This is a genomic window from Sphingobacteriaceae bacterium GW460-11-11-14-LB5 (assembly GCA_002151545.1).
Taxonomy (GTDB): domain Bacteria; phylum Bacteroidota; class Bacteroidia; order Sphingobacteriales; family Sphingobacteriaceae; genus Pedobacter.
This window is the reverse complement of sequence record CP021237.1, coordinates 4,380,960-4,401,922: the sequence shown is the minus strand read 5'-3', so window position 1 is coordinate 4,401,922 and position 20,963 is coordinate 4,380,960. Positions and strand designations below refer to the sequence as shown.

The window sequence follows — 20,963 nt, the reverse complement described above, 5'->3', positions numbered from 1 at the left end:
AATTATTGTTTAACCAAATGAACTTTTACTGGAGCATCTTTTTTTAAGGCCATCGATCCGGTGGTTAACACCGTGTCGCCGGCTTTTAATCCCGAAGTAATTACAATGTTTTCATCGGTGCGTGTACCCGCCTCCACTTTAACTTCCTGTGCTTTTCCGTCTTTCTGTATGTAAACAATTTTACCTTTCAACACGGGTATTACAGCTTCATTAGGAATTAGTATGGCGTTTTGTACCGTATTTAAAGCCAGTTTAATTTTGGCAAAAGAGCCTGGTAGTAGGGCATTATCTGCATTAGGCGCTAAAGCCCGAATTTGTAATGTTCGGGTTGCGGCATTAATCCCGGGTTCTATGGCATAAACTTTTCCTTTATTTTCTTTAGATGAACCATCAGTAGTGAATATGATTTCTGAATTCATTTTAATCTGCCCTGCATATTTCTCCGGAACGGAAAAAGTAACTTTAACCGGATTGGTGCTGACCAGGTTGGCAATTACCGTTGCGGGTGTTAAATAGGTTCCAGCAGAAATGCTACGCAAACCCACTCTACCTGTAAAAGGTGCACGGATAGTGGTTTTTGCCAGTTGTGCCCTGATTAATTGTGCTTGTGCCTGTAGCGATTTTAAATCTGCTAAAGCGGTATCGTATTCTTCCTGGCTAATTGCCCCTTTCGCCAAAAGCTGTTTTGCACGGTTTTCATTAGTTCCCGAAAGTTTTTGCTTGGTTAGGGCATCCTGTAATTGTGCCTGTATATCTCTGTCGTTTACTTTTACCAGTACACTTCCTTTCGATACTGTTGTACCTTCCTGAAAGTAAATTCCGGTTACGAGGCCCGAAACTTCACTTTTTAATACAACCGATTCGTTTGCATCAATAGCACCGGTTACCTCTAAATCATTATCAAACGATACCGGTTTTACCACAATTCCATCAACTACCAATGGTGCAGAAGAGCCTCCTTTACCGCCTTCTTTGCCTTTTCCTGCCCCTGCAGATGCGCCGCCTTTCCCTTCGAGTTTTTTATTTGCATTAATTCTGTAATAGACTAAATAAGCTAAGCCTATAGCTAAAACAGCATAGATGATATACCTTTTCTTCATGTTTTTTATTTGTGTTGTGCGTATTCCAACATTAAAATGAAATTAATGTTTAGAATTAGAGCGTAAAAATATTCAAATAGTTTAGTCCTAAATTTGTTGTATTAAGGATGTTACCGATTTTAGCCCGAAGTCTGGAGTCGGAAGTCTAAAGTCTGGATGCAAAATAACAAGTCTAAACCAATTATTATCGCTACAATAATCAACAAATTGATGTTTGATAGGGCTCCAGTGCCTAAAGCGCGCTTTACTTCCCGCAAACTGCTAATCGCCAAACGCTGGACGACCGAAACAACTATTTTACACCACATTTAGCTATTTTGTTCCAAAACCCCATCAATAAATCTAAATTTGCAACAAAACACAGTCAATATCAATATGTTTAACAAAAAATCAATTTTAAGTTTAGTTTTACTACTAACGTGTATTATGGCAGCGAAGGCGCGGGTAAAAATAGGCTTTGAGGTTTCTTTTAAAGAGCCACAGGCACACTATGCTGAAGTTCAGATGAATATTTCTGGCTTGGCAAAAGATTATGTAGATGTAAAAATGCCCGTTTGGACACCAGGTTCTTATTTGGTTCGCGAGTTTGAAAAAAGTGTAGAAGAATTTAAGGCTTCTGCAGGGGGTAAAGCTGTAAAAGTCGAAAAAGTAAGAAAAAACACCTGGAGAATTTTTTCAGCGAAGGCTGCCAATATCCAGATCAGTTACCGTGTTTATGCATTTGAAATTTCTGTGCGTACCCCTTTTATCGACGAATCTCACGCTTTCTTATCTCCAACAGGGATTTTTATGCATCCTGATGGTATGATCAAATCGCCAAGTACGGTAAAAATTGTTCCTTTTAATACCTGGAGTAAAGTTTCTACTGGTTTAACTCCTGTTGCGGGTGAGCAGTTTACCTATAAAGCTACTGATTTTGATATTCTTTACGATAGCCCTATTGAAGTGGGTAATCAGGATATTTTCGAATTTACAGCTGCTGGCGTTCGCCACGAAGTAGCCATGTACGGCGGTGGTAATTACGATAAAGAGAAACTAAAAGTAGATATGGCTAAAATTGTAGAAAAAGAAACTGCAGTTTATGGCGAAAACCCTAATAAATACTACCTTTTCATTGTTCATAATTTCTTAAAAGGTGGTGGCGGTTTAGAGCACTTAAACTCTACCACTTTAGGCGCGACCAGAAATGCTTACAATACGGCCGAAGGTTATAAAGGCTTTTTAGGTCTGGTTGCCCACGAGTACCATCACCTTTGGAATGTTAAGCGTCTACGTCCGGTAGCGTTAGGCCCTTTTGATTATGATAACGAAAATTACACGACCAACCTTTGGGTAGCTGAAGGATTTACCTCGTATTACGAAAATAAATACTTACACAGAGCTGGTTTTACTGATGTAAATGAATTTTTGAAAGATTTGGCAAGTGGTATAGGTACGGTGTTAAATACACCTGGCGCTAAATACCAGTCGGCTGCTTCATCCAGTTATGATGCGTGGATTATCGGTTACCGTCCGAATGAAAACTCAAAAAACAATTCCATCTCTTACTACAATAAAGGAGAAGTGATCGGTATTTTAATGGATCTCGAAATCATTAATGCCACTAAAGGTGCCAAAAGTTTGGATGATGTAATGAAAGCCATGTATTTGCAATGCAAAACTTTAAAACGTGGTTATACAGATGCAGAATTTAAAGCCATGGTTGAAAAAATCTCCGGAATAAGTTTTACCAGTTTTTGGGCAAAATATGTTAACGGGGTAGATGATGTAGAATATGTAAAATACCTGGGTTATGCAGGGGTTGATGTCTCTACAGAAAATGCAACGCCTGGTAAACCAGTTACTGGTGCAGCTGTTCAATTGGCTACTAAAGGTTTAGAAGTAACCTCGGTTACCAGAAACACGGCAGCATGGATAAGTGGCTTAAATGTAAACGATATTATTATCGAGATTGGTGGCTCCTCATTGAGCGATGTGTTGAAAAATGTGAAATTAAAGGAGCCAAAATTTTCCTTAGATATTTTACCCATCATTACGGATAAAAAAACAGGCGATCTGTTAACGGTTAAAGTAATCCGCGATGGACTTGAAAAGGAAATTTCTTTAAGCTTAAAAGAAAATCCAAGTGTACGCTTAAAAGCAACTGTAAATGAAAATGCAACACCAGCGCAAAAAGCAGTGTTAAAAAAATGGACAGGAATTTAGTCAGTTTGCAGTTAAAAGTTTTCAATTTGCAGTTAACTTAAAAACCCATAAAAAATCCCGTAAGATTAATTTCTTACGGGATTTTTTATGGGTTTTAATTTACGCTTCTCGCTCAGCGCCATGCGCTTTGCCTAGAAGGTATATCTAAAACCTAAGCCGAATCTTCCAGCGTTAAAATCGCTATCGTTATCGCCTATGTAAAGTCTTGGTCTCCAGTCTAAAGCTAATGCCAATGGTGCGCCAGAGAATTTATAATCTAAACCAACCATCGGAACCAGATAAAAACTAGAACCTCCGTCATACAATTGAATAGACGGACCACCACCTAAATACCAGTCTAAACCTTTAGCACCTGGGATAGATGAATTGTATTGAAGAAAACCCTGGATAATAGTCGAGTTTCCACCAAATAAAACTTCACCTTGAAGTGCAGCTTTAGGACTGAAATGATGCCTAACTGAGGGGCCAACCAATGTAGCGCCATCTCCAAAGTCGATACCTAAACCAAGTCCGGTTTTATAGTTTTGGGCTTTAACGTTTGTTGTAGTAAGGGCAAACAATGCAATGCATCCTAAAATTGTAAATAACTTTTTCATAATTTAAATGTTTTGTAAATAATTATCAGCCTAACAACTTTAATGCCGTTTCTGTTTTTTGGGTAAAAATCCATCAGGATAAAAAACAATGCTTGCATAGTAATTTTGTAATCACTAAGTTTATTTAAATATTTTTTAGAAAAAGTAAATACAGCGTTTTATCAACTACGAGGTATTATTTTTATTAAAAAGGCATATAGATGTTAATCTTTATGTTTGATTTTTTAACTTAACCAAATAATATACAATTCATATGGCGGCAGAAATTAAACGGGTTTTTGATCTTTTGAAATATAGCCTCGAAAATCCTAAGCAAGAATTCATCAGCGGAAAAATTAATGGAAAATGGATAAATTATAGTACAGCCGATTTTTGTACTGCTGTAGATAACCTAAGTCGCGGATTAATTAAACAAGGTATTGGCAAAGGGGGCAGGGTTGCTGTGATGTCGCATAACCGACCGGAGTGGAACATTGCCGATTTTGCAGCCAACCAGATTGGTGCCTATCAAATTCCCTTATACCCAACTTTGGCCGAGCACGACATTCAGTTTATCTTAAAAGACGCAGAAATCGCCATTATTTTTGTAGCCGATGAAGATTTGTATAAAAAAATTAAGCCTTGTGCCGATGCCATAAACCCAGCTATCAAAATTTATAGTTTTAATGAAATTAAAGAAGCCGAAAACTGGAATACGCTGATTGAACTGGGCAAAGCAAGCACAGATATTGATTTGGAAGAATACCGCGCTAAAGTTGCACCCGAAGATGTATTAACCCTGATTTACACATCGGGCACAACGGGTACACCAAAAGGTGTAATGTTAACGCATCATAACCTGGTTGCAAATTTTGTTAACTCGGCTGTGGTGATACCCGAAGGTGTAAAAAAAGGGTTAAGCTTTTTGCCACTTTCGCATATTTTCGAGCGGATGATCATTTATTTATACCTGTTTAATTATACCGGAATTTATTATGCCGAAAGTATGGAAACCATTGTAGCCGATATTCAGCATGTAAAACCCAATGTATTTTCTACCGTTCCAAGACTTCTTGAAAAAGTGTACGATAAGATCATGGAAAAAGGGAAAGCATTAACAGGCATTAAAAAAGGGATTTTCTTCTGGTCGGTAGCTTTGGCCGAAAAATACACAATTGATGCGGGTGCGTGGTATAACTTTCAACTGGGGATTGCCCGTAAACTGGTTTTCAAAAAGTGGCAGGAAGCTTTAGGCGGTGAAATCGTCGTGATTGTATCGGGTGGAGCGGCCTTAAATCCGCGTTTGGCCAGGATCTTTTGGGCAGCGGGTATGCCTGTTTTTGAGGGGTATGGATTAACTGAAACCTCGCCGGTAATTACCGTTAATCATTTCGGTGGAACCATGTTCGGTACCGTTGGTGAAGTAATTAAAGGTGTGGAAGTTAAAATAGCAGCAGATGGCGAAGTATTAACCCGCGGACACCAGGTAATGAAAGGTTATTACAACCGACCTGATTTAACCGATGAGGCAGTAGATAAAGAGGGATGGTTCCATACCGGGGATATAGGAGAACTGGTTGATGGTCGCTTTTTAAAAATTACCGACCGTAAAAAAGAGATGTTTAAAACAGCTGGTGGTAAATACGTTGCCCCGCAAATGCTGGAAAACAAATATAAGGAATCGATTTTTATCGAACAGATTATGGTTTTGGGTGAAAATAGAAAATTTCCATCTGCCTTGATCGTTCCGAATTTCGAAACCCTAAAAACATGGGCAGGAAGAAAAGGCATTACTTTTACTTCGAACGAAGAGATGATTAAAAACGAACAGGTACTCACTAAATATAATGAGGTTATCGAAGCAGCAAATGGAGGTTTTGGTAAATGGGAGCAGGTAAAAAGATTTGCCTTGTTGCCTAAAGAGTGGAGTATTGATGGTGGCGAACTTACACCGAAATTAAGTTTGAAGCGAAAAGTAATTACCGAGAAAAATAATGCGGTAATCGAAAAAATATATAAAGATGCAGAAGGTTATAAGCAATAAGAAGCGGATTAAATTTCCTGATTTTAAATGCACTACATCTTTATTGGTGGCATACTAATTAATATTAATCAGAGGCGGGTGTCTTCACCCGCCTTTTTCAATGAGTAAAAAAATAATTCATTTTTAAACAGTTTCTAAAATATCTTCAATATTTGTGTTTCAGCTTAAAACACTATGAAAAAAATAACCCTCTTCATTTTATTGTTTACTGCGGCAATAAATTCTTTTGCACAAGAAGCGAAACTTAGTATCAAAAATTTACGTGCTAAAAATAATACGGTAATTATCCAAATCCCTGTAGATGATACATGGTTTTATCCAGCCAAAAAAGAGCTTAAATTTGGCGATGATAGCACGGTAAACTATGCTTTAAAGATTAATAAACTGGCCTGGTTAAGAATTAACAATAATACCGTATTGATAGAGCCAGGTACTACACATTTAGTTTTTGATAAGGGGCTTTTGGTGCAGAGCGATAAAAATAAGGAAGGAATGTTGCTTTTTAATAAAAGGAATGTGGAGTTTTATCAATACAGGGCTAGAAATTATTATAAAAAGGATAGCACTGCAGCCGGTTTGTATCAATTGCTCGAAAATGATCAGAATGAAGCACTAAAACCTTATACAGAACTGTTCTCGAAACACAAGATTTCGGCAAACTTTTATAACGAAATAAAAAGATACTTTTCAACCGAACAGATCATTTTGCAAGCCGCCATCCCCATGGTCGTTTTTAGTGCAAAGCAAAAGATAAATAACGATTTGGATAAAATGTGGGCAGATGCCTATAAAAAGTATTCCATGAACAATCTTAGGGATGCTTTTTACCCGGATTTTTATTACCATGCCAAATATTACGTAAGTACTTACCTCAATTATTATCTCCCGCTAAAAAACGGAACGCAATTGCCTAAAAGAGATGAGGATATTTGGCTTAAGAGTATATATAAAACCTTCGAAGATAATTATACAGGCAAAATGAAAGAATTTTTGCTGGCTACTTTTCTATATGAGGAAATGTTACAGACCAGGTATCAGAAAGTATTGGTCGATTTGTTCGATTCATTTAAAGCCAGTTATCCTAAAAGTAATTTTGCGCCATATTTGCAACCAACGGTCAATGAAATTATAACCTACCATAATAAGGTAAAAAACGATTTTGAACCCGGGCAAAAAATGTTGGCCAACTACGATAAATTTAACACCCTGGATAGTTTAATTGGCCAATTTAAAGACAAAACGGTATTTGTTGATATTTGGGCAACCTGGTGTGGGCCATGTAAACAAGAATTTGAATATAGTAAAGACCTGGAGCAATTTCTCAAAGCAAAACAGGTTGAGATGCTTTTTATCTCCATAGATAAAGATGATGCAGCGCAGCAATGGAAAGAGATGATAAAATATTTTAAACTTTCTGGCAATCATGTTCGGACTAATCAAGCCTTGAGAAAAGATTTGAGTGATAAATTAGGAAAGGACGGGAGTTATGGAATACCGCGTTATTTAATCATTAAAAACGGTAAATTAGTTGTTGCCGATGCTTTAAGGCCAAGTGATAAAGAAAAATTATATGCGCAGATTAGTAAATATTTATAATCCTTAGAAACAAGTATTTTCTATCTGAAAATTAAGCTTAAAAGAAAAGTAATTACCGGGAAAAAATAATGCGGTAATCGAAAAAAATATATAAAGATGCAGAAAACTATAAGGCCCCTCAATAATATTAAAAAATCGTTAATATACCTCAGTGTGGTGGTGTTATTAACTGGTTGCGTAACTGGTCAGCTGGGTAAAAATAACAGTGGCGAATATAAAAATGGAATGGTGGTTTCTGCCCATCCGGAAGCATCGCAGGTGGGTATAGCTATTTTAAAAAAAGGTGGGAATGCCGTTGATGCGGCCGTTGCAGTTCAGTTTGCACTTGCCGTGGTTTATCCAAACGCGGGAAATATTGGTGGGGGTGGTTTTATGGTATACCGCGGGGCAAACGGAGAAATAAATGCCTTAGATTTTAGAGAAAAGGCAGCTGCGGCAGCCAGCAGAGATATGTACCTCGATTCATCGGGGAATCCGATTGTGGATAAAAGCCTTTACGGCCATTTAGCGGCAGGCGTACCAGGATCAGTAGATGGAATGGTAGAGGCACACAAAAAATATGGAAAGCTTTCCTGGGCGCAGGTATTAGAACCAGCGATAAATTTGGCTCAAAATGGTTTCAAAATTACCAAGCGACAAGCTGGTGAATTGAATGGTTTGCATAGAAAGTTTATGGATTTTAATCCGGATGGAACGGCCTTCGTAAATTTAGAAAGTACCTGGCAGGAAAATGACCTTTTGGTTCAAAAAGAACTGGCCAATACCCTAAAACTCATCCAGGAAAAAGGCAGGGCCGGTTTTTATGAAGGTGCTGTGGCCGATTCGGTTGTGGCCGAAATGAAGCGTGGCAAAGGACTTATTACCAAAGAAGATTTAAAAAACTATCACGCAACCTGGCGCAAACCAATAACGGGTAATTACAGAGGTTACAAAATTATTACCATGCCGCCAACTTCGAGTGGGGGTATTGCGCTGATTCAATTGCTACAAAGTGTAGAAAATTTTCCCCTAAAAAAGTGGGGTCATAATGCAGATTCCACAGTTCAGGTTATTGTAGAAGCCGAAAGAAGGGTATATGCCGACCGGGCAACACATTTAGGCGACCCAGATTTTTATGCGGTTCCACAGCAGCAAATGTTAAGTGCCGAATATAATAAAAACCGCATGGCAAACTTTAGCTGGGCAGCAGCAACGCCAAGCAGTGCTGTTTTGGCTGGGGAGATTAAAGGTGCAGAGCACGAAGAAACGACACATTTCTCTATTGTAGACCGAGATGGAAATGCCGTTTCGATCACCACGACCTTAAATGGCTCTTACGGTTCGTTAGTGGCGGTAAAAGGCGCTGGATTTCTATTAAATAACGAAATGGACGACTTTTCTGTTAAACCCGGAGCGCCTAATATGTATGGCTTAGTTGGTGGCGAAGCCAATGCAATTGCCCCAAATAAACGCATGTTAAGCTCTATGACACCGAGTGTTGTAGAGAAAGACGGGAAATTATTTATGGTGGTAGGTACACCAGGCGGTTCAACCATCATCACATCTGTGTTTCAAACCATTATAAATGTCATCGATTTTGATATGTCTATGCAGTCGGCTGTAGCGGCTAAAAAGTTTCATCACCAATGGTTACCAGATGAGGTGTATGTAGAAAAAGATGCTATCGATAGTTTGTCAGTAGAAAAATTAAAAGCAAAAGGCTATAAAATTGTCCCTAGAGGTCCGATTGGCAGGGTTGATGCCATCTTAAAAACCAAATGGGGCAATTATCAGGGTGGTGCCGACCCGAGGGGAGATGATAAGGCCATCGGCTGGTAGCAATTTCTCACATCTATTTTTTATCTTAGCATTGGTCAATTTTTTGCAAGTCAAATAGTTGCTGATTTAAAGTTTAAAGAGATGAGGAAGCGCATATTTAACATTGTTCAAAACTATGCCGATTTGCCTGAGGTAGATTCGTCGATCTCTTTTGGCCCTTTTATCAAATACCTGAAACGGAAAATTGAGGAAGAGCAGACGGTAAAGTCCGTCCTTTATAGCAATGCCCTGAAAGAATTTAAAAAACAGGGGGTTGATGATCAGGTGATCGCTCTTGAAGATATTGATCAACATGAACTGTTACTGGAACACATGTATGCCTGTCTTTCACCGGCACTTTTAACAGAAGACCATCAAGCCTGGGGGCTTTGTGCACCCATGCAGCCCATTACTTTTTATGGAACAGAGCTGATGTACGAATTGCTCGAACACCAGAAGAAAGACCAAAACAGTTTTGCGGGATCAAAAACACTCGAACAGCATCAACATGATCGGCTGCATTACATCTATTCCTTCATCTTTGGCGAGCTCTACGCATTCCATTCGCCGATAAAGGAAAAATACCATTCGGCTATCAACGCTGATACCGGTTTGCCAGGTTATTTTCATATTGGCCTGAATGCCAGTTTTATTGAAGTTAAGGCCAAACAACCTTTGCCCGATCTCAGCTACCGTGAACTGCAACAATATTTGAGTGAAGAAGCTGGATTGGATAAATTGCAACAAGTTTTGCCTTTAGACCTTTTTGAGCTTAGAGGCATTTCTGTGCTTACCATTTCAGATGTTACGGCCAAACAGGCTGTAGAAAATATTAAAAGTGTAAGGTTGAGTCGTGTGCCCGGCAGCGAAAGCGTTGCTTACGGAGAAGTGATACAATCGCTTAAAGTACTGGTGCAAAATGCCAATATTCAATTCGATCTTTTCCCTTTCGTTAGAGTAAACAACAAAATGGTTTATGGGTGGGTAAAAGGAGGGAGTGGTTTGTTGTTTTCGGTATGGGGTGAGGAAACTTTAAGTCCTGAAGCTTTTCGACAGATTGCCGAAGGTTATGCTGCAAATCCGAATTCTTTTTACTCACCCGATATTTGGGCAGAAAGCAAAGAGATGTTTCCCTGGTTAGACAGGTTTAGAGAACTGAATGTAAAATCGATGGCGCTCATCCCCGTATTTCACAACCAGATTCTGGTAGGGGTATTGGGTATGCATACCTGGGTGGGAGAAACTTTCGATGAAAAGAAAATTACCTTATTGGACCCCGTTTTAGCACCTATTGCCCAACTCTTACAGGTTTATATAGACGAGTTTAACCTCGAGATTGAAAACATCATCAAAGAAAAATATACCTCTATCCAGCCAGCTGTGCAGTGGAAGTTTAATGAAGCGGCCTGGCATCACCTCTACAATAAGAAAAAGAACTTGCCCCAGCATAATGAGGATATTAGTTTTGCAGACGTTTACCCTTTTTATGGTGCAATAGATATTAGAAATTCTACGACCGAACGCAATGCAGCCAGTAAAGCCGATCTGAGCCTGCACCTCAGTCTGTTTCGTGAAACGCTCGATCAGCTGAGCAAAACTTACAGCGATGCTTTGCTGGTCGAAATCATTTTTAACTGCAATAAGTGGAGTGATATTTTGCAGGGCGATGAGCTGAATACAACCGATGAGAACAGCCTCAACATTTTCCTTAAAGAAGAAACCAGCGATTACCTTAAGCTCATTTCCCAGTCGCACCCAGATACCCAAAAGGTAATCGGTAAATATCTTGATCGCATTTCTGCGCCTCATGGTGAGGTATACAAACACCGCCATGCTTTGGAAACATCCATGCAGCTGATCAATACGGCCATTAACAATTATTTTGAAACCGAACGCGAAAAATTGCAAGATTCTTATCCCTGCTATTTCGAAAAGTTCAGGACAGATGGGGTTGAATACGACATTTATATCGGGCAGTCAATTGCGCCCGATAGGATTTTTAATCATTTCCACCTTAAAAACCTAAGGTTATGGCAACTATCATCAATGGCTGAGATTGCCAGAATGGTGCAACTGCTCCAGCCCGATATGCCCGTTAAACTGACCACCACGCAACTCATCTTTATTCATAATCATCCTATAGACATTAGTTTTAGGATCGACGAGCGGAAGTTTGATGTAGAAGGTGCTTACAACATCAGGTATCAGATGATCAAAAAAAGGATTGACAAGATACTCATTCGCAATTCGCAGGAACGCCTTACCCAGCCCGATAAGCTGGCATTGATTTATTTCAACAAGAGAGATATTGAAGATTACCTGCCTTTTGTAAAATACCTGCAGGAAACCGGGGTATTGAAGCCCGAAACGGAAGATCTTGATCTGGAAGATTTACAGGGACTAAGCGGATTAAAGGCATTGCGCCTAACTATTTTATAAATTTCAGTTGTGGGCATCCAGTTAACAAATTGCCGAACATTGTAGCAGTTCCCGATTTGGCTTATAACGATATCGCGGCTTCTTGAAAAGCAAAGACCATATTTCATTTGATGGTTAGTCCCGCTTTCTGCTAAAGGCTTAAGTAAACTAGCCCAGATTGAAGCGACATCCTTTTTTGCCTGCCAAAGGCAAAAAAGATACAGCGAAAAGCTGGACTGACCTGAATTTTAGCACAGACACTGCGCTTCAAAAAAATAATGAATAGGTAATGATAACGCGCATTGGCACTTTCGCCAGCAGACTGTGAAAGCCTGTTGGTGGGGACACAACAAACGAATAAGTTACACGCTCACCTTACAGCGAATAATCTCGTTTTACTTATATTGCGTCAGCTAATCAAAATTGCACCAATCGCCATGCCTAAACTATTCGCTCTGTTTTTGTTTTTAACAGTTTCCCTACAATTACAAGCTCAAACCAATGAAGCCAGTCTGGTCAGTCCGCTGATTAATCAATACCAGTCAGACGAGACCATGCTTAACCGTAAATATACGCTCAAACAATCTGAGGAGTACTTTACGCGGATGCAGCGCTTTTATACAGCCTGGCAAAAACAACTAAAAGCATTGCCCTTTAACAAACTAAGTGTAAATGAAAGGGTAGATTATATTTTACTTAAACGCGATATCCGATCAGACTCGGCAAATTTGCAACAGCACTATGTCGAGTTTAAAAGCAATATTTTTACTTTGCCTTTTGCCAAAGCAATATTGGATTTTGAGGCAAAACGAAGGATTGGCCAGCAACAAGATGGTAAAACCACACAAGCGCAATTCGAACAACTGAAAGAAGATATCGGGAAAACTTCAAAAGCTGTAGAAAACAAAGACCTGGCCGTTACACCAGTTCAGGCATCCTGGGCACAGCAAACCATTAATCAATACCTAACCGTATTTACCGAAGCCTATAAATTTTACGATGGTTACGATCCGCAGTTTACCAAAGCCACCAAAGCAGTTTATCCCAAAGTAGTAGAGGTATTAAAGGATTATGCCGCTGTATTGGGTAAAATAGCCAAACCATCAGATGCCAAAGATGATGGAAGTGGCATTATTGGCAATCCGATAGGGAGAACAGCATTGTTGAGTAGCCTAAAAGATGAGATGATTGCCTATACGCCTGAGCAGATTGAGGCCATTGCGATGAGGGAATTTGCCTGGTGTGACGCCGAAATGCTCAAAGCTTCGCAGCAAATGGGCTTTGGTAATGATTGGAAGAAAGCACTGGAAAAAGTGAAAACCGATTATCCTGAACTGGGAAAACAACCCGAACTGGTTTATGAACTGGCTAATGAAGCCATAAACTTTGTAGAGAAAAATAAACTCATCACTATTCCGACCCTGGCCAAAGAAGGCTGGCGCATGCGCATGTTAAGTCCGCAGGAACAATTGTTTGCGCCGTTTTTTCTCGGTGGAGAATCGGTATTAATTGCCTATCCGACCGAAGATATGAGTGAAGATGCCAAAATGATGACCCTGCGGGGCAACAGCCGGCACTTTTCAAGAGCCGTAGTTTTTCATGAACTTATTCCGGGACACAATCTTCAATATTTTATGCAAAGCCGCTACAAACCTTATCGTAAGGTATTTGGTACGCCTTTCTGGACGGAAGGATGGTCGTTGTACTGGGAGATGTTGCTGTGGGACCAGAATTTCGCGAAGTCTCCGGAAGATAAAATTGGAATGCTTTTTTGGCGCATGCACCGCTGTGCACGTATTATTTTTTCGATGAACTACCATTTGGGTAAATGGACACCTAAGCAGTGTATCGACTTTTTGGTAGATCGGGTAGGTTTTGAGCGTGCCAATGCAGAAGCCGAGGTACGTAGATCATTTACCGGGGGATACGGACCGTTATACCAGATTGGGTATATGTTAGGTGGATTACAGTTTAGGGCATTACATAAGGAACTGGTACAAAGTGGGAAAATGACCAATATCCAGTTTCATAATCGCATATTGCATGAAAATAATATGCCGGTCGAAATGGTAAGGGCCTTATTAACCAATCAGCAATTACCCGAAAATTTCAGTACCCAATGGAAATTTGCCGGCGATATTAAATAGTTTAACAAGTGGATATTGCCCTTAACAGCCATTTGGGAATTATCGACACGAAAACAGGACATTAAAGCTCGAAAGCGAACATTTTGATTTTAGATGACGTCTAAGCTTTAAGGAAATTAAAAGTGCCTGAAGCTCTTATGTTATAACGCACTTTTTAGTTCTTCCAGGTCTATGGCACAGGTGATAAGTGTTAAAAAGTTGATAAGTATTTTTACATGCCTGTATTTTTGGTATGGCTATTGTAATACAAGTGCAAACGCTTATTCAACGTTAATAGAAAATTTATGAAATTACAACTATTTAAATCACTACCGGTTGCACTTGCTGGTTTACTCATCGGATCAGCTGCTTCAGCTCAGGAAAGCCCTGCAACTTCGACAACAACATTTAGAACATGGTCTATCGGTGTAAACGCTGGTGTACTTACGCCATTATCGCCATTGGGTGGGAAAAATGATTTCAGTAATAACAAATCAAGTTTAGGTTATGGCCTATACATTAAAAAACAATTTACACCTTATTTCTCTCTTCGTTTAGATGGAGTTCGTGGTAAATTAAAAGGCGATAATACTGAACCTTATGAAAGTGGTTTGGTAAACAACTCACCGGTAAAAGCTTTCGATACGGAATTATCTTATTCAGGAAGTTTAAATGCTGTGGTAAACATGTTTAATATCGATATGTTTAAAAAAGAGAATACTTTGCAGCTTTATGCTTCTGCTGGTGCGGGTATTGCGGCTTACAAGCCCACTATTACTACGGCAGCTGGAACTTCGACACTTAATGGTGGCGATAACATCAACGAATTAATTATTCCGGTAGGTTTAGGTGCTAAATTTAAAATTTCTGATGCTGTGAATTTAGATTTAGGCTGGACAATCAACTTTGTTGATGGTGATAACCTTGATGGTTATTACAGAAACGGAAACGATAAATATAACTACGCTTATGCTGGTTTAGAGTTTGCTTTAGGTAGCGGAAAACAATTGGCTTTCCACAATCCGGTAGCTTTAACTTATGATGAAGCTTTAAAAGCAAAACAAACTGCTGAAGGTTTAAAATCTGATTTAAATGCTCAAAAAGCTGAAAATGCAAAACTACGTTCAGAAATGAGCGACATCTTAAAAGATACAGATGGTGATGGTGTTGCCGATAAATTAGATAAATGTCCTGATACTCCAGCAGGTACTGTGGTTGATGGTGCTGGTTGCCCGTTAAAAACTCCTGAAAAAGTAGTAGAAAAAGTAATCGTAACCGAAGAAGATCGTAAAGTTGTTAATGAAGCGATTAAAAACTTAGAGTTCGATTTAGGTAAAGCCACTATTCGTTCTAAATCTTATGCTTCACTAAACAGAGTTGCAGCATTGTTGATTCAGAAAAACTTCAGTTTAAAATTAGCTGGTCATACAGATAATACTGGTTCAAAAGAATTAAACTTGCGTTTATCAAAAGATAGAGCAGAATCGGTAAAAGCTTATTTAGTTTCTCAAGGTGCAAATGCATCACGTATTGAGGCTACAGGTTATGGCATGGGCCAACCAATTGCTACCAATAAAACAGCAGCTGGTCGTCAACAAAACCGTCGTGTAGAGTTTACACTTTACTAGTCTGTTTTTAACTAACATTAAAAAAGTCCCGATGCAAATCGGGACTTTTTTGTTTTAAAGATTTTATTTTATCGACGTAATTACTTTTTTAATCTCACTTAAATCATTCATTTCAAAATTAGGCGATTGAGGATAGAAGCGCTGATAAATGATTTTATCATCTTTGCTATCGTAAACACTGATGATTTTATCGTTAGAACGTTGCGTGTAAATTAAATACTTAACGTTGAATTCATTGCCCAATATTAAATTATCTAACTCCTTGTAGGTTACAAATTTGAGTTTGTAATTATAAGGTTCTGCTATTATCCCTGATGTTGGCAAAAGGGTCAATTTGGATGAAAATACCTGCTTAATATATTCAGGGAGGTAAAGCGTTTCTTTGGCTAATGCTGGTAAACGTACTTTATTGTAAAACTGAAAATCCAAATTACAATTCTCGTTTGCGAGCAATCCATCATTAATCTGTTTTAAATAACCGGTTAAAAATCCTGGCGACCAGTTGAGGAAATTCGACTTGTTGTAAAGGGTTGATATCAGGCTATTTCTGATGGTTCTTTTTGAACCGGTATAGCGGTCCTGGATTTCTATTTGAAGATTGGTCGCCCGATCAGCAAAAAGTGTAACTGTTGCAAGTACACTTTCTTCCTTTGATTTAGGTTTTTTAGATGGGCTAACCAGCTTTAATGCATAAACGACGTTTACATTTGTGGTACTATCCAGCTTATCGGCATATCCATCAAAATAGAAGAACGAATAGTTGGAAAGTGTATCATAACGGGCAAGCTCTTCGGGTTTAATAATTTTGTAAGGGGTAATGGTCCAGTTTTTTTTAATGGCCTGATCAAATTTTTCCAGCTCCGCATAATCAGCATACTGTAAAGTAAACAAGGTTGTTGTTTTTTTAAAGGCAGCTAATTTTTCACTGTTTAACAGGTTTTCACCGAAATAAGAGACCTGACTTTTACCAACTACAGCCCATAAAATAAACAGGCTGAAGAGGAGGATGCTCTTTGCTTTCAACATCATAGACATTTTCATTTTGTGTGCATCTATAATAGGAAAATTTTGACAATTATTTTCAATTTTCTACTTGCATTAACAAAATACATTCGCTAGCTTTGTTATGCAAGCATAATAAATTAACAAAATGAAACAACAACAAACCATAGATTACCACGTTAAGTTTGCCTGGCAAAATATGTTTAATAAGTACAATCAAATGGCATCCAGCTTTGGGATTACCCAGGCTATTGGCTACATGCTTATTAATATAGACGACGTAGAGGGCACAGCCGTTTCAAATTTAGCTGGCTTGCTTGGGGTTAAAGCAACTAGTTTATCCCGCATGTTAAACAATATGGAAGAGGCCAATCTCATTTATCGTGAAACATCTGCAGGCGATAAACGTTCGGTAAAGGTTTTTCTGACCGATTTTGGTAAAGAGAAAAAACAACTGGCCAAAGGTGTTGTTCGAAAATTTAATGAATATCTCGATGAGCATTTCTCTAAAAAGGAGAAGGAGACTTTTATTAATCTGTTGATCAAACTAAATGATATCACAGTAGCCTATACTGTTGATTAACGAATATAATAATCAAATCTGTTTGGTAGGTTGCTACATAAAATGGTGCTATCAAACTAATGAAAAGCAAATAGATAATGAAACGAAGCATTAATAAAGTTGCAGTTTTAGGTTCGGGTATTATGGGGTCCCGTATTGCATGCCACTTCGCCAATATTGGGGTAGAGGTTTTGTTGTTGGATATCGCCCCTAAAGAGCTAAGTCCCGAAGAGCAGGCAAAAGGCTTAACACTGGATAACCCGGCTGTAAAAAACCGGATTGTAAATACAGCCTTGCAAACGGCTGTAAAAACAAATCCATCGCCAGTTTATACCAAAAAAGCATTAAATAAGATCAAAACTGGGAATTTCGCTGATGACATGTCGAAAATTGCCGGTTACGATTGGGTAATTGAGGTTGTAGTCGAAAATCTTGATATCAAGAAAAAAGTTTTCGAGCAGGTAGAACAGTTCCGCAAGCCAGGTACATTAATTACCTCGAACACTTCCGGTATTCCGATCCATTTAATGGCTGAGGGAAGAAGCGAAGATTTTAAAGCGCATTTCTGTGGAACACACTTTTTTAATCCACCGCGTTATTTAAAATTATTGGAGATTATTCCAACGCCACATACACAACCAGAAATTGTTGATTTCCTGATGCATTATGGTGATAAATTTTTAGGAAAAACAACCGTTTTATGTAAAGATACTCCGGCTTTTATTGCTAACCGGGTAGGTGTTTATTCGATTATGGCGCTTTTGCATTTGGTCGAAAAATTAGATTTAACGGTAGAAGAGGTTGATAAATTTACGGGGCCGGCATTGGGCCGACCAAAATCGGCTACTTTCCGTACTTCGGATGTGGTTGGTTTAGATACCATGATCAAAGTGGCGAAAGGGCTTTACGATAACTGTCCGGATGATAAAGCGCATGATTTGTTTAAACTTCCTGCATATGTGCAAAAAATGGAAGAGAACAAATGGCTTGGTGATAAAACCCAGCAAGGTTTCTATAAAAAAACGAAATCTGCCGATGGTAAAACCGAAATCCTTGCACTGGATTTAAAAACCCTGGAATATAAGCCTCAGCAAAAAGTAAAATCGGCTACCTTAGAAATGACCAAACCGATTGAAAATCTGCGTGAGCGCATGAAGATTTTTGCGAAAGGAAAAGATAAAGCCGGCGAATTATTCCGCCATTCTTCTTTTGGTTTATTCGAATATGTATCGGATAGAATTCCTGAAATTTCTGACGAATTGTACCGTATTGACGATGCCATGCGTGCAGGTTTTGGTTGGGAACTTGGTCCCTTCGAACTTTGGGATGCCGTTGGCGTAAAAGAAGCCATTGAGGGGATGGAGCAATATGGCAATAAAGCTGCGGCCTGGGTGCATGAAATGCTCGATGCCGGAAATACTTCATTTTATAAAGTAGAAAACGGCGTTAAAAAATATTACGATATCCCTTCTAAAAGTTATAAAGCTTTACCAGGAACAGATGAGTTTATCATTTTAGATAACCTTCGCGAAAATAAAACGCTGTGGAAAAATTCAGGTGTTTCGATTATCGATCTGGGTGATGGCATTTTGAATGTAGAATTCCACACCAAAATGAATACCATCGGCGGTGATGTCATTTCGGGAATCAACAAAGCGATTGATATGGCCGAGAAAGATTACCGCGGTTTAGTTATCGGTAATGATGGTGCAAACTTCTCTGCCGGTGCAAATGTGGGTATGATTTTTATGATGGCGGTAGAGCAGGAGTGGGATGAATTGAACATGGCGATTAGGATGTTCCAGAATACTTCGATGCGCATCCGTTATTCTTCTATTCCGGTTGTGGTTGCCCCGCATAATTTAACCCTGGGCGGTGGCTGCGAGTTTAGTTTACATGCCGATCACGTTCAGCTTTCTGCTGAAACGTATATGGGTTTGGTTGAGTTTGGTGTTGGCGTAATCCCTGGTGGCGGCGGAACTAAAGAATTTGCTTTGCGTGCATCGGATGAATATAAAGATGATCAGATTGTTCAGAATGCATTGAAAGACCGTTTCTTAACGATTGGAATGGCAAAAGTTTCGACTTCGGGTTATGAGGCTTACGAACTGGGTTATCTGCAAAAGGATAAATTCTCGATCTCGATGAACCGGAACCGTTTATTGGCCGATGCCAAAGCGAAAGCAATAGAACTGGCTGATGCGGGCTATACCAAACCCGTGCAACGAAACGATATTAAGGTACTGGGCAAACAAGGTTTAGGAATTGTTTATGCAGGTGCGAATAGCATGTATGCGGGGCATTTCATTTCCGAACATGATAAAAAAATCTCCGAAAAATTAGGTTATGTAATGTGTGGCGGCGATTTATCCGCTCCGACAGAAGTAACCGAACAATATTTATTGGATCTGGAAAGAGAAGCATTTTTATCACTTGCTGGTGAGCGTAAATCGTTAGAACGGATTCAATCAATTATTACAAAGGGAAAACCGTTGAGGAATTAAGTTGACACTGGAGATGTGAGACATTAGATTTGAGAAAGTAATTGGTCTCACATCTAGCGTCTCAAATCTCATATCTAAAAAAACAATAATCGGTTTGAGTTTGAATTTGGGCAGGTCTCAAATCTCAAATCTCAGATCTCAAATCTTAAACAATGGAAGCATATATTATAGCCGGATATCGTACAGCAGTGGGTAAAGCACCCCGTGGCGTATTCCGTTTTACAAGAGCTGATGATTTAGCCGCAGAAGTAATCAGGGCTTTGGTGGCATCGGTTCCGAATTTAGATAACGAACAGATTGATGATGTAATTGTAGGTAACGCTACACCAGAAGCAGAGCAAGGCTTAAATATTGGCCGTATGATTTCGCTTATGGGTTTGGATACCGATAAAGTTCCGGGGGTTACCGTAAACCGTTATTGTGCATCGGGTTTAGATACCATTGCCACAGCAGTTGCCAAAATTAAAGCAGGCATGGCCGATTGTATCATCGCCGGTGGTGTAGAGGTAATGAGTGGAATGCCTTTTGGTGGATGGAAACTAGTGCCGAATGCAGAAGTTGCAAAAAATAATCCAGACTGGTATTGGGGTATGGGTTTAACGGCCGAAGCGGTAGCTAAAGAATATAATGTTAGCCGTGAAGATCAGGATGCCTTTTCTTTAAAATCTCATGAAAAAGCTATTCACGCGATTAAAAACGGTCATTTAAAAGATGGTATTCTGCCAATCACCGTAAACGAAAATTACCTGGACGCCAACCTGAAAAAGAAAACACGTTCTTACGTGGTTGATACCGATGAAGGTCCACGTGCAGATACGACTTTAGATAAGCTGGCGAAACTGAAACCGGTTTTCGATGCTGTTGGAAGTGTAACTGCAGGTAATTCTTCGCAAACATCAGATGGTGCTGCTTTTGTTTTGGTGGTATCTGAAAAGAAAATGAAAGAATTGAATGCCGAGCCGATTGCCAGATTAGTGAGTTATGGCATTGCTGGTGTTCCGCCACGTATTATGGGTATCGGGCCAATTGAAGCAATTCCAAAAGCACTGAAACAAGCAGGTTTGAAAAAAGAAGATATCGATTTAATTGAACTGAACGAAGCTTTTGCCTCCCAATCTTTGGCTGTAATCAGAACATTAGATTTAAATCCCGATGTGATTAACGTTAACGGCGGTGCAATTGCATTAGGACATCCGCTAGGCTGTACCGGTGCAAAACTTACCGTGCAAATAATGAACGAGTTAAAAAGGCAGAACAAAAAATACGGAATGGTAACCATGTGCGTAGGAACCGGGCAAGGTGCTGCGGGGATATTTGAGTTGCTGTAGGATATAGTATCAAGATATGAGTATCAAGTATCGAGATTGATAGCAGGACATAAACCAGTAAAATCATCCCAAACATAT

13 protein-coding genes are annotated in these 20,963 nt (G+C 39.2%); 10 read left to right on the top strand and 3 right to left on the bottom strand.

From position 1 onward, the window contains the following. Positions 1-2 precede the first annotated feature (2 nt). The gene (locus CA265_17645; GenBank protein ID ARS41376.1) at positions 3-1,100 is read right to left on the bottom strand and encodes an efflux transporter periplasmic adaptor subunit; all 1,098 of its coding nucleotides are present in this window, start codon (positions 1,098-1,100) and stop codon (positions 3-5) included. Between the two features lie 375 nt (positions 1,101-1,475). Between CA265_17645 and CA265_17640 the strand changes: the two genes are divergently transcribed. Continuing rightward, positions 1,476-3,305: a peptidase M61 gene (locus tag CA265_17640; protein ID ARS41375.1), complete on the top strand. Its 1,830-nt coding sequence runs from the start codon at positions 1,476-1,478 to the stop codon at positions 3,303-3,305. 131 nt (positions 3,306-3,436) lie between these two features. Here the strand turns inward: CA265_17640 and CA265_17635 are convergent, their stop codons facing one another. After that, on the bottom strand, positions 3,437-3,901 hold the full coding sequence (locus CA265_17635) for a hypothetical protein (protein ID ARS41374.1): 465 nt from the start codon (positions 3,899-3,901) through the stop codon (positions 3,437-3,439). A gap of 253 nt (positions 3,902-4,154) precedes the next feature. Between CA265_17635 and CA265_17630 the strand changes: the two genes are divergently transcribed. From CA265_17630 to CA265_17605, 6 genes are all read left to right on the top strand, one after another. Continuing rightward, entirely contained in the window at positions 4,155-5,924 is a 1,770-nt protein-coding gene (locus CA265_17630) for a long-chain fatty acid--CoA ligase (protein ARS41373.1), read from the top strand. Between the two features lie 174 nt (positions 5,925-6,098). Further along, positions 6,099-7,520: a hypothetical protein gene (locus CA265_17625; protein ARS41372.1), complete on the top strand. Its 1,422-nt coding sequence runs from the start codon at positions 6,099-6,101 to the stop codon at positions 7,518-7,520. A 126-nt stretch (positions 7,521-7,646) separates the two neighbouring features. After that, positions 7,647-9,338, top strand: coding sequence for a gamma-glutamyltransferase (locus tag CA265_17620; protein ID ARS43042.1), 1,692 nt, complete (start codon positions 7,647-7,649; stop codon positions 9,336-9,338). Positions 9,339-9,419: 81 nt separating this feature from the next. Continuing rightward, positions 9,420-11,756, top strand: a complete 2,337-nt coding sequence (locus CA265_17615) for a GAF domain-containing protein (protein ID ARS41371.1) — start codon at positions 9,420-9,422, stop codon at positions 11,754-11,756. A gap of 416 nt (positions 11,757-12,172) precedes the next feature. Further along, the gene (locus tag CA265_17610; GenBank protein ARS43041.1) at positions 12,173-13,882 is read left to right on the top strand and encodes a hypothetical protein; all 1,710 of its coding nucleotides are present in this window, start codon (positions 12,173-12,175) and stop codon (positions 13,880-13,882) included. Positions 13,883-14,166: 284 nt separating this feature from the next. Beyond that, a complete protein-coding gene (locus CA265_17605; GenBank protein ARS41370.1) occupies positions 14,167-15,489 on the top strand; it encodes a hypothetical protein in 1,323 nt (440 codons plus the stop codon). 63 nt (positions 15,490-15,552) lie between these two features. On the opposite strand, the gene CA265_17600 is transcribed toward CA265_17605, so the two are convergent. After that, positions 15,553-16,518, bottom strand: coding sequence for a hypothetical protein (locus CA265_17600; GenBank protein ID ARS41369.1), 966 nt, complete (start codon positions 16,516-16,518; stop codon positions 15,553-15,555). Between the two features lie 121 nt (positions 16,519-16,639). On the opposite strand from CA265_17600, the gene CA265_17595 reads away from it, so the two are divergent. The 3 genes from CA265_17595 to CA265_17585 all read left to right on the top strand — a co-directional run bounded on the left by CA265_17595 (position 16,640) and on the right by CA265_17585 (position 20,885). Further along, positions 16,640-17,074: a MarR family transcriptional regulator gene (locus CA265_17595; GenBank protein ARS41368.1), complete on the top strand. Its 435-nt coding sequence runs from the start codon at positions 16,640-16,642 to the stop codon at positions 17,072-17,074. 77 nt (positions 17,075-17,151) lie between these two features. Then, the gene (locus tag CA265_17590) at positions 17,152-19,557 is read left to right on the top strand and encodes a 3-hydroxyacyl-CoA dehydrogenase (protein ID ARS41367.1); all 2,406 of its coding nucleotides are present in this window, start codon (positions 17,152-17,154) and stop codon (positions 19,555-19,557) included. Between the two features lie 152 nt (positions 19,558-19,709). Then, complete coding sequence (locus CA265_17585; protein ID ARS41366.1) at positions 19,710-20,885, top strand: acetyl-CoA acetyltransferase; 1,176 nt, start codon at positions 19,710-19,712, stop codon at positions 20,883-20,885. Positions 20,886-20,963 lie beyond the last annotated feature (78 nt).

Coding starts and splice junctions, on each gene's coding strand:
- CA265_17645 (ARS41376.1), bottom strand. CDS start 1,100: ATGAAGAAAAGGTATATCATCTATGCTGTTTTAGCTATAGGCTTAGCT.
- CA265_17640 (ARS41375.1), top strand. CDS start 1,476: ATGTTTAACAAAAAATCAATTTTAAGTTTAGTTTTACTACTAACGTGT.
- CA265_17605 (ARS41370.1), top strand. CDS start 14,167: ATGAAATTACAACTATTTAAATCACTACCGGTTGCACTTGCTGGTTTA.
- CA265_17630 (ARS41373.1), top strand. CDS start 4,155: ATGGCGGCAGAAATTAAACGGGTTTTTGATCTTTTGAAATATAGCCTC.
- CA265_17615 (ARS41371.1), top strand. CDS start 9,420: ATGAGGAAGCGCATATTTAACATTGTTCAAAACTATGCCGATTTGCCT.
- CA265_17635 (ARS41374.1), bottom strand. CDS start 3,901: ATGAAAAAGTTATTTACAATTTTAGGATGCATTGCATTGTTTGCCCTT.
- CA265_17595 (ARS41368.1), top strand. CDS start 16,640: ATGAAACAACAACAAACCATAGATTACCACGTTAAGTTTGCCTGGCAA.
- CA265_17625 (ARS41372.1), top strand. CDS start 6,099: ATGAAAAAAATAACCCTCTTCATTTTATTGTTTACTGCGGCAATAAAT.
- CA265_17610 (ARS43041.1), top strand. CDS start 12,173: ATGCCTAAACTATTCGCTCTGTTTTTGTTTTTAACAGTTTCCCTACAA.
- CA265_17590 (ARS41367.1), top strand. CDS start 17,152: ATGAAACGAAGCATTAATAAAGTTGCAGTTTTAGGTTCGGGTATTATG.
- CA265_17600 (ARS41369.1), bottom strand. CDS start 16,518: ATGATGTTGAAAGCAAAGAGCATCCTCCTCTTCAGCCTGTTTATTTTA.
- CA265_17585 (ARS41366.1), top strand. CDS start 19,710: ATGGAAGCATATATTATAGCCGGATATCGTACAGCAGTGGGTAAAGCA.